General features: G+C 69.0%; 12 protein-coding genes. 2 read left to right on the top strand and 10 right to left on the bottom strand.

Features of this window, described 5'->3' with window-relative positions; all coding sequences use genetic code 11:
• Window position 1: 1 nt before the first annotated feature.
• The 5 genes from ACIHFB_RS43445 to ACIHFB_RS43425 form a co-directional block, all read right to left on the bottom strand.
• Window positions 2-646: a ScbR family autoregulator-binding transcription factor gene (locus ACIHFB_RS43445; RefSeq protein WP_365287645.1), complete on the bottom strand. Its 645-nt coding sequence runs from the start codon at window positions 644-646 to the stop codon at window positions 2-4.
• A gap of 50 nt (window positions 647-696) precedes the next feature.
• Window positions 697-1,527, bottom strand: a complete 831-nt coding sequence (locus tag ACIHFB_RS43440; protein ID WP_365287647.1) for an AfsR/SARP family transcriptional regulator — start codon at window positions 1,525-1,527, stop codon at window positions 697-699.
• A gap of 270 nt (window positions 1,528-1,797) precedes the next feature.
• Window positions 1,798-2,430: a ScbR family autoregulator-binding transcription factor gene (locus tag ACIHFB_RS43435; protein ID WP_365287649.1), complete on the bottom strand. Its 633-nt coding sequence runs from the start codon at window positions 2,428-2,430 to the stop codon at window positions 1,798-1,800.
• Between the two features lie 75 nt (window positions 2,431-2,505).
• On the bottom strand, window positions 2,506-4,098 hold the full coding sequence (locus tag ACIHFB_RS43430) for an acyl-CoA carboxylase subunit beta (RefSeq protein ID WP_400129744.1): 1,593 nt from the start codon (window positions 4,096-4,098) through the stop codon (window positions 2,506-2,508).
• A 121-nt stretch (window positions 4,099-4,219) separates the two neighbouring features.
• Entirely contained in the window at window positions 4,220-4,408 is a 189-nt protein-coding gene (locus tag ACIHFB_RS43425) for an acyl-CoA carboxylase epsilon subunit (RefSeq protein ID WP_365288460.1), read from the bottom strand.
• A 361-nt stretch (window positions 4,409-4,769) separates the two neighbouring features.
• Here ACIHFB_RS43425 and ACIHFB_RS43420 point away from each other — a divergent pair, with 361 nt between their 5' ends.
• Window positions 4,770-5,759, top strand: a complete 990-nt coding sequence (locus tag ACIHFB_RS43420) for a ScbA/BarX family gamma-butyrolactone biosynthesis protein (RefSeq protein WP_365288458.1) — start codon at window positions 4,770-4,772, stop codon at window positions 5,757-5,759.
• Between the two features lie 9 nt (window positions 5,760-5,768).
• Here ACIHFB_RS43420 and ACIHFB_RS43415 read toward each other — a convergent pair whose 3' ends face one another.
• Window positions 5,769-6,662 carry an NAD(P)H-binding protein gene (locus ACIHFB_RS43415; protein ID WP_400129743.1) on the bottom strand — a complete coding sequence of 298 codons (894 nt, stop codon included), beginning with the start codon at window positions 6,660-6,662 and terminating at the stop codon, window positions 5,769-5,771.
• 220 nt (window positions 6,663-6,882) lie between these two features.
• On the opposite strand from ACIHFB_RS43415, the gene ACIHFB_RS43410 reads away from it, so the two are divergent.
• The gene (locus ACIHFB_RS43410) at window positions 6,883-7,551 is read left to right on the top strand and encodes a ScbR family autoregulator-binding transcription factor (protein ID WP_365288454.1); all 669 of its coding nucleotides are present in this window, start codon (window positions 6,883-6,885) and stop codon (window positions 7,549-7,551) included.
• On the opposite strand, the gene ACIHFB_RS43405 is transcribed toward ACIHFB_RS43410, so the two are convergent.
• The 4 genes from ACIHFB_RS43405 to ACIHFB_RS43390 all read right to left on the bottom strand — a co-directional run bounded on the left by ACIHFB_RS43405 (window position 7,544) and on the right by ACIHFB_RS43390 (window position 12,090).
• Window positions 7,544-9,079: an FAD-dependent monooxygenase gene (locus ACIHFB_RS43405; RefSeq protein ID WP_365288452.1), complete on the bottom strand. Its 1,536-nt coding sequence runs from the start codon at window positions 9,077-9,079 to the stop codon at window positions 7,544-7,546. The genes ACIHFB_RS43410 and ACIHFB_RS43405 overlap by 8 nt on opposite strands.
• A gap of 116 nt (window positions 9,080-9,195) precedes the next feature.
• Window positions 9,196-9,597 (bottom strand): DUF6009 family protein, encoded by a 402-nt coding sequence (locus ACIHFB_RS43400; protein ID WP_365288450.1) that lies wholly within the window; start codon window positions 9,595-9,597, stop codon window positions 9,196-9,198.
• Entirely contained in the window at window positions 9,594-11,099 is a 1,506-nt protein-coding gene (locus ACIHFB_RS43395; protein ID WP_400129742.1) for a phage/plasmid primase, P4 family, read from the bottom strand. The genes ACIHFB_RS43400 and ACIHFB_RS43395 overlap by 4 nt, the downstream gene beginning before the upstream one ends.
• Entirely contained in the window at window positions 11,086-12,090 is a 1,005-nt protein-coding gene (locus tag ACIHFB_RS43390) for a bifunctional DNA primase/polymerase (RefSeq protein ID WP_400129773.1), read from the bottom strand. Before ACIHFB_RS43390 ends, ACIHFB_RS43395 begins: the two co-directional genes overlap by 14 nt.
• Window positions 12,091-12,569: the final 479 nt, after the last annotated feature.

Raw genomic sequence — 12,569 nt, 5'->3', positions numbered from 1 at the left:
CTCAGGCCGCGCCGACCAGACCCTCGGTCAGCGCCGAAGCGTGTACGTCGTAACGCCCCGTGTGCTCGGCCGGCACCAGCGCCGGCAGCAGCGAGTCCCACAACGCCCCCACCCTGCGCCGGAGTTCGGGACAGGGCATGCCGGTCCCGGACAGCACCCCGATCCCGCACACCGTCGCGGACAACAGCGTCTCCGGCCCGTCCGCGAAGGTGTGGCCGCGCAGCTCCCCCGCCGTGCGGGCCCGGTCGATGAGCCGCAGTACCTCGGCGATCCACGCCTGGTGGAAGTCGGTGACCGGCGGCTGCCGCCCGGCGCACTCGTTGGTGATCCGGAAGCTGGCCCGGATCACCGGGTCCTCGTGGAGCATCCACGCCAGCCAGTGCGTCATGTCGATCAGCGCCTGCACCGGCGGCACACCCGTGGCCCCCTGGCCGCGCACGAAGTCGCGCAGCACGGTGTGTCCCTGCTCCTGCACCGCGTCGGCCAGTCCGTCCTTGGAGGCGAAGTGGAAGTACAGCGCCCCCTTCGTCATTCCTGCGGCCTCAGCGATCTGCCCCAGCGTCGCGCTCGCATAGCCGTTCCGGTTGAACATCTGCGCGCCTGCCCTGACAAGCCTGCGCCGTGTCCTTTCCGACCTGGCCTGCATCCCGTCTCCTCCTCGCGTACGGAGTGCTCTACTGACGGTCCGACAGCAGCTCAACCGACCCGGCTGAGGCGCTCGTTGCCTCCGGCGCCGGCAACCGACGTCGGCTCGGGCCCGGCCATCAGGATCGACCGCTGCATCCGGCGCAGCCCGGCGGAGGGCTCGAGGCCGAGTTCGCGGACGAGAGCGGTGCGCAGCCGCTGGTACACGTCGAGGGCCTCGCTACGGCGGCCGGAGCGGTGCAGCGCCAGCATGAACTGGCCGTGCAGGTTCTCGTGGGTGCGGTAGCGGCTGACCAGGACGGTGAGCTCGCCCAGCAGTTCACGGTGGCGGCCGAGCCGCAGGTCGGCCTCGATGCGCTGGTCGAGCGCGCACAGCCGGGTCTCCTCCAGCCGCCTGGTCTCCATCTCCAGCTGCACACCGGTCTGTACGTCGGCGAGCGCGGAGCCGGTCCACAGTGCGAGGGCGTCCCGCAGCTGACGGGCCGCGCCCGAGAAGTCGCCGGCGTCCATGGCCCGGTACCCGGTGCCGGCCAGCCGCTCGAACTCGCGGACGTCGCTGGCGCCACCCGAGGTGTTGAGCAGGTAGCCGCCCGGCAGGGTGACGAGCACGTCCTTGGCAGTGCGCGACGGGGCGCCCTCCGGGTCGCGTTCGACGGCCGCCGAGATCAGCTCCCGAAGCTGGAGTACGTATGTCTGGAGCGTGGTGCGCGAGCTGCGCGGCGGGCGCTCGCCCCAGAGTTCCTCGATCAGCGTCGCGACCGGCACCACCTGATCGGCGTGCAGGGCCAGCAGCGCCAGGACCTGGCGCGGTTTCGGTGCCGTCGGGGTCACCGAGATCCCGTTCTCCCTGACGTCCAATGCGCCCAGTACTGCGATGTCCATGCCGTTTCCCCTAATCCGTGCATGAGATGAGTCGTGAGTCGCCTGGCGTCGGCCTTTACGGAGCCGCTCCCGGATGCTCTCAGTAGAAAACAGGACGGACGGTTTGTCAATATCAAACCGTCCGCGCTGTTTTTTATTCTACCCAAGCCGCTCGAGGGACGCTCGATGTCCGCTTTAGCGGGATCCTCACCTCGCCCTGGAGCCTCAGGAGCCCCGGACGCCGTCCTGGCGACACGGAACACCGAGGGAAAAGGAAACTCCTTGGTCTGTTTACGGAGCCTCCGGGGCCGTCGCACTCTCCTCTGTGCTCGCACACACCGGAGCGTGCCGCTCGGTCAGCCGGGGCAGCAGCAGATCCCAGAACCCCGTGACCTTCTCTTCGGACAGCCATGCCTTGTCCTCGCCGCTGAGCACCTCGAACCCGACCGTGGCGGCCACGACGGCGGTCGCGGCGTCGTCCGCCGACACCCCCTCGGCGAGCCAGCCGTCCTGGTCGGCGCGCAGCAGCACCTCCTCGACCCAGCTCTGCCATTCCCGCCGTATCGACGGCCCCTCGTCCCGGCCGGGGTCGTCGGACAGCTCGAACCCCGCCCGGACGACGACATCGTCGGAGATCTTGCTCATCAGGCGGTACGTCGCGCTCACGAGCGCCTGAAGGGGACCGCCGCCGGGCGTCGAAGCGTCCTGCACGATCTGCCGTACGGTCTCCAGCGCCTCCGCCTCGATGGCCTGGACCAGCGCCTTCTTGTTCTCGAAGTGAAAGTGCAGCGCACCGTTGCTGACCCCGGCCCGTCTACTGATCGTCGTGAGCGAAGTGCTGGCGAGGCCGTCCTCCGCGAACACTTCGGCCCCGGCACGGATCAACGCCATGCGAGTCCGGGCCGCACGCTCCTGTTTGACCATCAGTCGTCTCCTGGCCGGGGCCCCGGTCGCAGTCCCCCGTGCGGAGGTCTCTGCCGTGTCCCGTCGTTCGTCGGTTCATTGCGGCGGGTTGCCGTGTTTGCGGGAGGGCAGATCGGCGTGTTTGGAGCGCAGCATCGCCAACGAGTGGATCAGCACCTCGCGGGTCTCGGCGGGGTCGATCACGTCGTCGACCAGACCGCGCTCGGCCGCGTAATACGGGTGCATGAGCTCGGACTTGTACTCCTTCACCATCCGCGCCCGCATGGCCTCGGGGTCCTCGGCCTCCGCGATCTGGCGGCGGAAGATGACGTTGGCCGCGCCTTCCGCGCCCATCACGGCGATCTCGTTGGTGGGCCAGGCGTACGTCAGGTCCGCGCCGATGGACTGCGAGTCCATGACGATGTAGGCACCGCCGTATGCCTTGCGCAGGATCAGCGAGATCCGCGGCACCGTCGCGTTGCAGTAGGCGTAGAGGAGCTTGGCCCCGTGGCGGATGATCCCGCCGTGCTCCTGGTCCACCCCCGGCAGGAACCCGGGAACGTCCAGCAGCGTCACGATCGGGATGTTGAAGGCATCACACATCTGCACAAAACGTGCGGCCTTTTCCGACGCCTCGATGTCCAGCACACCCGCCAGGTTCAGCGGCTGGTTGGCGACGATCCCGACCACCTGGCCGTCGAGCCGGGCCAGCGCACACAGGACGTTGCGGGCCCACCGCTCGTGGACTTCCAGGTACTCGCCGTCGTCGACCAGTTCCTCGATCACCTTGGCCATGTCGTACGGCTGGTTGCCCTCCGCGGGGACGAGGTCCAGCAGGACCTCCCCCCGGCGCCCGACCGGGTCGGCACACGCCACCCGCGGTGAGTTCTCGCGGTTGTTCTGCGGGAGCATGGAGAGCAGGTAGCGGACTTCGGAGAGGCAGGTCTCCTCGTCGTCGTAGGCGAAGTGGCAGACGCCGGAGGTCTCGGCGTGGACGTCGGCGCCGCCGAGGCCGTTCTGGGTGATCTCCTCGCCGGTGACGGCCTTGACGACGTCCGGGCCGGTGATGAACATCTGCGAGGTCTCGCGGACCATGAACACGAAGTCCGTCAACGCCGGTGAGTAGGCCGCGCCGCCCGCGCACGGGCCGAGCATCACGGAGATCTGCGGGATGACGCCGGAGGCCTTGGTGTTGCGCTGGAAGATGCCGCCGTAGCCGGCGAGGGCGCTCACGCCCTCCTGGATACGGGCGCCGGCGCCGTCGTTGAGGGAGACCAGCGGCGCTCCGGCAGCGATGGCCATGTCCATGATCTTGTGGATCTTCGTGGCGTGGGCCTCGCCCAGCGCCCCGCCGAAGATCCGGAAGTCATGGGCGTAGACGAAGACGGTACGGCCCTCGACCGTGCCCCAGCCGGTGATCACACCGTCCGTGTACGGCTTCTTGGTCTCCAGACCGAACCCGGACGCCCGGTGCCGGCGCAACTGCTCGACCTCACGGAAGGACTCCGGGTCCAGCAGCAGCTCGATCCGCTCACGCGCGGTCAGCTTGCCCTTGGCATGCTGCGCCGTCGTCGCCTTCTCACTCGGCCCGGCCACCGCCTGCGCACGGATCTCCAGCAGCTCGGCCACTCGCCCGCGGACACCTGTCGGCCCTGGCTCGACCCGAGGGAGGTCAGTCGTCGTAGCCATGTCAGATCCCCTTCTGAGGCAGCGCCAAGAGGCTCGGCCCCGCGTCCAGGCGAAACATCTTAACAAACCGCTTACGCGGTTTAAAGTTGATGATCGAACCGTCTCAAAGGGCTGGAATCCGTCATCGCCAACTGCCGGGTGCCCTGTAGACCGTCGGCCGCGTCTCCCACCGGGGGGCGACCTCCGGCAGCTGCTCAGCCCCCTCCTGAGCGCGCCCTCGCACCAGGAGCAACGCCGCCGTGAGAGCGACCAGTTCATCCTCACAGACCAGGCCACGTTCCACCCGGAGCACGGTCTCGACCCTCTTCATCCGGCCAGCCCCCCTTCTCTCGACTCAGGGACACGGTCGGCCAGACCGCTCGATCACGGCTTTGGCATCACTCGAGAACCGGCTGGGCCGGTAGCCCGTACACCGGCATCAGGCCCACCCGACACACGCCGACGGGAGCGCAACCAAAGCGGCGCTCGACCCGTCATCCAGAAGAACGTGCAGTTCAGATAGATGCCCGGAGAGGAAAGGTCGCCGGGGGCAACGTGCGGACGAGACCGTTCCATATCTCGTACGACCGGAGCCCTTCCTACCGGTAGAAATTAAACCGGATGGTATGTATCTTCTCAGGCCTGGAAGGAAAACAAGCACTTCACGCCAACGCGGCTCAGGGGGATCAGATATGTCTGCGAGCACGTTCCGTGTCGAACGCGCCATACCAAGCGCACGTCTCACCGTGGATTCCGCGGCGCCCACAGGCACCAGCGTTTTCCACTACCCGTCTCTCACCACCACCGTTCCCAAGGAGTTCGTCCACCGCGCAAGCGTGGCCGAGGTCATGCTCACCGACTGGGACCGAATCGACGAGGACCGCTTCACCGTGTCCGCCCAGTGGCCGCGCGGGCACAGCTTCTTCGCCATGGAAGACCGCTACAACCCGCTCATCGCCGCTGAAACGATCCGTCAGGTCGGCGCGCTCCTGGCGCACGCGGAGTTCGGCGTCCCGCTCGGCCACCAGTTCCTGATGTGGGATCTCGAGTTCAACGTCCACCCCGAGCAGTTGATCGTCGGCAGTGCGCCCGCCTCGCTCGACCTCGACATCGCCTGCACCGAGATCAACCGGCGCGGCGGCGGCCTGACCGGGCTGCGCTACAAGGCTGTGGTCCGTCGCGACGACCGACCCGTGGCGACCGGCAGCGCCGCCTATACCTGCATCTCACCGGTGGTCTACCGGCGCCTCCGCGGCCGGCACACGCTCGAGAGCGGCTGTCCTCAGCTCCCTCTCACGGCCCCGCTGGCCCCTCAGACCGTGGGACGACTGTCACCCATGGACGTCGTACTCTCCCCCGTCGGCGAGCAGAACGTCTGGCATCTGAGGGTGGACACACGTCACCCCGTGCTCTTCGACCACCCGGTCGACCACGTGCCGGGCATGATGCTGCTCGAGGCCGCCCGCCAGGCCACGGCCGCGACTCTGGGGCGTTCCTGCATGCCGCTGGACATCACGGGCGAGTTCAAGCGCTACACCGAACTCGACAGTCCCTGTGTGATCGAGACGTGCCGTATCCCCGGTACCGGCATGGACCCCGTGGAGTCCGTGCTCGTGACCGGTCACCAGAACGACCGGCTCACGTTCCGCTCCACCGTGACCGTCGCCTCTCCCGCTGAGTGAACGGCAAGGCTACTGCCCGGGTCCGCTCGGCGCGGCGGCCGCATCCCGCCGCCCGTGACGGTCCACGAAGGCCGTGAGATGGTCCTCGGCCCACGCACGGAAGTTTCCGGAGGGTCGGCCCGTCACAGCCTGTACCGTGTCCTCCACCTCCGCCTTGGCCCCCGCACGCTGGCGTTCTGCACTCTCCAGCAGCGCCTCGACGATCGGTGCCGGATACCGTCTGTCCAGGACGAGGCGCGCCTCGTCCTGACTCAGTTCCTCGAATCGCAGCGACATTCCCAGCAAACGGCCGAGCCGTTCAGTCTGTTCGACCGCGGTGATCGCCTCCGGCCCGGTCAGAGTGTAGGCCTTTCCCGCGTGCCCGTCCTCGGTCAGGACGCGCACGGCTACGTCCGCGATGTCCCGGGGATCCACGCAGGCGTTGGCCGACGTCCCGTGGAGCCCTCGGACGACGTGTTCGGAGCGGATGGACTCGGCCCAGGACAGGGTGTTGGACATGAAGGCACGCGGACGCAACAGGGTCCACTCCAGACCCGAGTTGCACAGCAGCTCCTCGTTGCCGCGCTGCCACCGGGTGATGAGGTCCTCGGCCTGCCGGTCGAGGACGGCGGCCGCGGAGAGCTTCACCAACCGCTGCACTCCGGCCGAATTCGCGGCGCGGACGAACCGGGCATCGTCACCGGCGCCGACGCTGCTGGTGACGAGCAGCGCCGTCGTGACCCCGTCCAGCGCCCGGTCCAGCGACTCCCTATCGCCGAGATCCCCGACGACCGTCTGTGCCGACGGGGCCGCGCCCGCGACCCTCTCGGGATCCCTGGCCATGATGCGAATGTGCAGGTCGGCCGGGAGGCGCCGGACCACTTCCCGCCCCACCGTCCCGGTGGCCCCGGTCACCAGGATCATGTGCGTTCCTCCGTCAGCCCACCGCCGGTGCCACCGCCGGCGCCACCGGCTCCCCACAGGGCTCCACTCATCCCTCTCCCCCTTCTCGTTGCGATCACTTTGCGCAATTCCTTGAATCTGGTACGGCCTGGGGTACTGCGCAGCCTCACATCTTCTATAAGATACAAACTGGACGGTTTCTTATAGGGGTCTCTGGGCTCATCGATTGGAGGAGACCGAAATGGTGAAGCAGGACCGTGCGATCCGCACACGGCAGACGATCTTGACAGCGGCTGCCAAGGTCTTCGAGGAGCGTGGCTACCAAGCCTCGACGATCAGCGAGATCCTCAACACAGCCGGTGTGACCAAGGGAGCCCTGTACTTCCACTTCCCCTCGAAGGAGCACCTGGCACAAGGGGTGCTCGCCGGGCAGGACCAGCAGGCCCCCATTCCCGACCGCGCCTGCAAGGTCCAGCAGATCGTGGACACGGTAGTCCTGCATGCCTACCGTCTGCAGAGCGACGCAATGGTCAGGGCAGGTGTCAGGCTGTCCCTCGACCAGCTGGCCCAGGGACTCGACCGCAGCGGCCCCTTCTCCCGCTGGACCGAGGTGATCGTGGAACTGCTGGAGAAGGCGCAGGCCCAGGGCGAGTTGCTCCCGCACGTCGTACCGGCCGAGACCGCCGAAGTCTTGGTGGGCACCTTCGCAGGCGTCCAGTCCATGTCCGAAGCCGTGTCCGGCTATCAGGACCTGCCTCAGAGGGTCAGTGCCTTGCTGAGGCACGTGCTGCCGAGTGTGGTCATGTCCTCAGTACTCGCTGCGGTGGACATCACCGAGGGCAGGGGCGCGGCGGTCTATGCCGAGTTGCAGAGCCTGGCGCCCGCTCCTGCGCCGAGGGCTGTCAGCTGACGGACTCGGTAAGGCGGCCCTCTGCGTCCGCGGGCACGGTCGCCGTGCTCCTGGACTCGCCGAAGTACGCAGCGAGCGCCGCGTCCAGCCCGTCACCGTCCGGCCCCCAGGCGACATAGCCGTCGGGCCGGACGAGCAGCGCCTCGCAGGGCAGTTCGGGCGTCGGCGCGGCATGCACCGTACGCAGCAGTCCGGCCCAGCCCTTGGCCTGCTCCTGATAGTCGCTGCCCCGCTCCCCGAAGAGCAGCAACAGCGGCCTGCCCTCTCGCAGCAACCCGATGACTTCGGCGGGCCCGTCGGGGGTGTTCAGGCCGACGTTGTGCAAAAACCTTCCTTCCCAGGGGGAGGACTGCGCGGTGAGCGGCGCGAGCATCGTGTCCTGCGCGCTGACCATGGCTCCGAGGGCGCTGGCCTCCCCTCCGGTGGCCAGCAGCTGGGTGAACAGTGCACGCAGCGGCTCGAGTTCGGGACCGGGTCGCATCAGGGCGAGCTGGGCACGCGTGTTGTCGACCACCCGTTGCGCGGCGGGCCGGCGCTCCTGGTCGTAGCTGTCGAGCAGCCGCTTGCCCGCGCCGCCGCGCACCGTGAGCGCAAGCTTCCAGCCGAGGTTGACGGCGTCCAGCAGTCCGGTGCTCAGCCCCTGGCCGCCGATCGGGAAGTGAACGTGGGCCGCGTCTCCCGCCAGGAAGATCCGTCCGGCCCGGAAGGACCGGGCGACCCGTGAGAAGTCGCTGAACCGGCTCAGCCACCGGGGCCGTTCCATCGCGATGTCCCGTCCGGCGATCCAGGAGACCTCACCGCGCAGTTCTTCCAGGGTCGGCGGCACTCGGCGTCGGTCCGGCGCGGCGGTGCAGTTGAGGGTCCGCAGGCGGACCCCGCCGTCCGGGATGTCCTTGGCGACGAGCCAGCCGCGCGCGGTGCGGTGCCAGCCGGGCCCCAGGGAGGACGACTCGACGAGCCGGACGTCGCCCGCCATCGCGGACACGGTGGCCGAGTAGGTCCGGGAGGCGAAGCCCGTCTGCTCACGCACGGTGCTGCGGGCACCGTCCGCCCCCACCAAGTACTGGGAGACACAGTCGACCGGGCCGTGCTGCCCCTGCGCCGTGACCCTGACCCCGTCGGGACCCTGCCTCACCATGGTCACCCGGTGTCCGCGCAGGATTCGCGCGCCCGCCGCCCGGGCCCGCTTCTCGAAGTGGTGCTGAAGCTCCTCCTGCGGGCACTTCAGTACCGGCTCCGGCTCGGCGGCGGGCGCCGAGATGTCAAGCCCGGGCAGCCCCGCGAAGTGAAAGGCCCGTGTGAAGGCCGCCGGATCCACGGCGGCCTCCAGCCCGTCGAGATGCCCGCGCCGGACCAGGCACTGCACCGTCCGGGCATGCAGTGTGGTCGCCTTGGGACACTTGGACACCTCGGTCTCCGACTCCAGGACCAGGGTGCGCACCCCGTATCCCGCCAACTCCGCGGCGAGAAGCATGCCGACCGGTCCCCCGCCGACGATCATCACCTGCGTCTTCGTACGACTCGCCATCCGAGCCTCCCCGTTACCCAGTCGCACCCGGGCTCGTCGCTCAGGCGTGCGACATGGCTCAAAATATACCGGTCACGCGGTTCTTTGCAACGCCTTCACGGTCCCGCCGTACGCGCTCACAACGGCAACGTGATCCCCAGCTCCCGCATCGCCGTCGACGGCGGACCGCCCTCGGACCGCTCGGTCTTGCGCCCCTTGCTGCCCGGCGCCAGCGTCCGCGGATCCACCGCCTCGGCCGGCGCACCGGTGGCATACAGCCCGTCGGGGTCGGTGTCACGGTCGTGCGGCAGCAGCCAGAAGACCCGGCGGCGGAACGTGCCGGACGAACGGGACGGCTTGGCCTGCGGCCCGAGCAGCGCGTATCCGACCATGCGCCCGTCGCGGTGGTAGGCGGGCCTGCCGCGGCGCGTGGGCAGCCGGTCCAGGCTCTGGCGCACATAGTCGAGCCGGTCGAGGTCCTCCAGCCAGACGAACGCGACCTCGTGGATGATCTCGTCTTCTGCGATGAGGGCGCTCATGCTGTCTCCTCGTCGGCGAGCAGTCCGATACCCGGGTAGTACTTCCGCTGGTTGGACAGGATCATCTCCTTGGGCGACGCCAGTCCCAACGCTTCACGAACCCGGGCCGCAAAGGCACGGGACGAGACGGCCGGGGCCCCCTCATTTTGACACCACGTCTTGTAGGCCGCGTAGAGCTGTGTCTGTTCCGCCCGGCGGTCGGGGTCGATCCGACAGGACTCGTTCAGGAACCGCCCGGTGTGGTCCTCCGTGTCGGCGTACGCGGTCGTGGCGATCCGGACCCGCTCCGGGCCGGTCAGGTCCTTCTCGCCCGCCAGATAGCGACGGGCGCCCTCGATCAGCCAGTTGAGGATGCCCGGTCCCTCCTCGGTGACCAGGATGTCCGCCAGGTTGTCGATCTTCCGGTCGTCGGGCACGACCCGCTCGAACGGAATCAGCCGCATCCGCCGCCAGAACGCGAAGCCGCCGGTGCCCACTTCGGGCCGGTGGTTGCCCAACAGCCAAAGCTTGTGGGTGGGTTGGAAACTGAAGAAGTCCTGACGCATCCGGCGCGCCTTGATCCGGTCGCCGCCCGTCAGCAGTTTCACCCGGGCCTCGTCGAACCGGTCGCCCGGCTTGACCTCGCTGCACACGATGACCCTGCGCCCGTGCAGCTCCGCCAGATCGGTGGGATGCCCCTCGTAGGGCCGGGCCATGAGGAACCCGGGCGGCGCGGCATCCGCGTAGTCGCCGACCAGCTTCATCAGGACGTCCAGCAGCACCGACTTGCCGTTCTTGCCGGAGCCGAACAGGAACGGCATGACCTGTGCGCCGACGTCCCCGGTGATGGAGTAGCCGAGCAGCAGATGCAGGAAGTCGATCATCTCCGCGCCCTCGGGCCCGCCGCCGAACGTGTCGGTGAGGAACCGGTCCCAGCGGGGCGTGGCCATCCGCTCCGGGGCCGCGGTGGTGGAACGGGAGTGGAAGTCCTTGTTGGGGTCGGGCGTACGGATCAGACCGGTGCGCAGGTCCACGATCCCGGCCGGCGTGCACAGCGCGTACGGGTCGGCGTCCAGCAGAGCCGCGTTCAGGACCATGCCCGGCGCGGACTTGGCCTGGGTGAGCATCGCGTTCATCCCGCTGGTGCTCAGCGCACGCCGGCGATGCTGCTGAAGCGCGACCGTGCTGTGCACTCCGCGTGGATCGTTGCTCGCGATGGACTCCGCCAGGTCTCCGGCGGCCCACAGCACGGTGTCGTCCTCGTCGACCTGCCAACGGGTGCTGTCCCAGCGGAACCAGCCGAGGCCGGGCACATGCCGGTAGTCGTTGGCGTAGAGCTTGACGAACAGTTTGGCGTTGCCGCGGTCGGTGAGCGTGTCGGGCAGCAGCCCGTCGGCGGTCGCCTCCCCGCCCGGCTCGGCGGCCTGTCCGGTCCCCTGTCTGGACTGAGGCACGGGCAGGGCGAGGATCTGCGCTGCGACCGCCCCGGCGTCGAAGAGGGTGTTCTCGTCACCGGAGGTCATTTGCGCCTCCCAGGGCCAGCGGACGTGTCCGGCCGGCACTCAGACCGCCGCGGATGACAGCGCCGTAGCGCCGCTCCTGCCCGGGCCTGGCATGCGCGGCCGCCTCCGCCAGAGCGCGCTCGGCGTCCTCGTCGGCCAACTGTCCGGCGGCGACGAGTCCTCCGGCGGTGTACGCGGCCCGATTGAGCTTCTCGGTGAACCCCGCTCCCTCCGGTACGGCGGCGCAGGCGGCCACCTCCGCGAGCAGCGCGGCCAGTGCCCGGCCCGCGGCGGATCGCCCGCCACCGGCGGCCAGGACCGCCTGCCGGGCCCGCGGCGGTACCGGCCGGGGCGCGGGCACATGCGCGGGCGGCAGATGCCCGGTGCGCTCCAGCTCCCGCGCCAGCCAGTCCGGCAGCGGCGCGGGCTCCCGCACCCTGCCCAGCGGCTCGTACGCCCCCGCCTCGGTCACCGTGCCGGGGGCGACGATGTAACCGCCGTGCGCCCGTACGTCGACCTGCCACGCCAGCGCACGCCCACCGGCGGAACCGACGGAGCTCTGCCAGCGGTGCCCCCGTGTCCGGTACCACACGTGCAGACCGCCCGAGGGGGTCCGCACCCGCAGCGTCGACGCATCGTCAGCGGGGTTGGTGGCGCCGCGCAGGGCGGCCAGCACACCGAGGGTGTGGAAGCCGTTGGCGAGCCCGGTCAGATCGATCGTCTCGGCGATCCGGATGCCGGGCAGCAGACGATCCCGGTCGGGCAGCGAGCGTGCATGGGCATCGACGTCGACGACCACCAGGCCCGCGGGCCCACAGGCGATCCCCACGCCGAAGCCGGGGTTGGCGCCCCACCACTGCCCGATCCGGGCGAAGTCCAGCGTGGCGGCCCGGAATCCGTGGCACCACCGTCCATCAGTCACACAGCGACATCCCCGGTACGTGTGCCCGGGCTCCCGGCAGTCCGTGCAGTTCCCCGCCGGCGTCTTGCGTCCTGGCGCCAGCGGATGCACCGGCCAGCCCCGTCCGGCACACCACCGGGCCGCGGCCAGCGAACGCCCGACGCCCGGTCGGGCAGGGACGGACTGCGGTGAGTCGCTGCGTGAAACCCGCAGTTCATCGGTCATGTAACTCCCCCGTCAGCGACCGAAGCGACTCAACAACAGGCACAGACTAGCGAAGCAGACGTGAAGAAGGAGACCTCTGTGCGAAGAAACGGTTCCGTTCGCTCGATCCCCCCAGCGACCGAACGTCCGAGACCCAAGCGACCGAGCGAAGTTGAGTAGCTGCCTCAGTCGCTGAGAAAAAGCGCTGGTCACAGCGCTGGAGAAACCTCAACAGCGACTGAAGCGACTGAAGCCCTCTATATATGACGCACACAGGCATACGCACGCGCACATGCGCACACATGCGAATGCCGTCATATACCCGGGGCTTGAGTCGCTTCAGTCGCTGCCTTCCCCCGAACCACCCACGTGACCTGCTGCTTTGC

The sequence above is a fragment of the Streptomyces sp. NPDC051963 genome, assembly GCF_044593495.1.
Lineage (GTDB): Bacteria > Actinomycetota > Actinomycetes > Streptomycetales > Streptomycetaceae > Streptomyces.
This window is presented reverse-complemented; position numbering and strand designations above follow the sequence as displayed.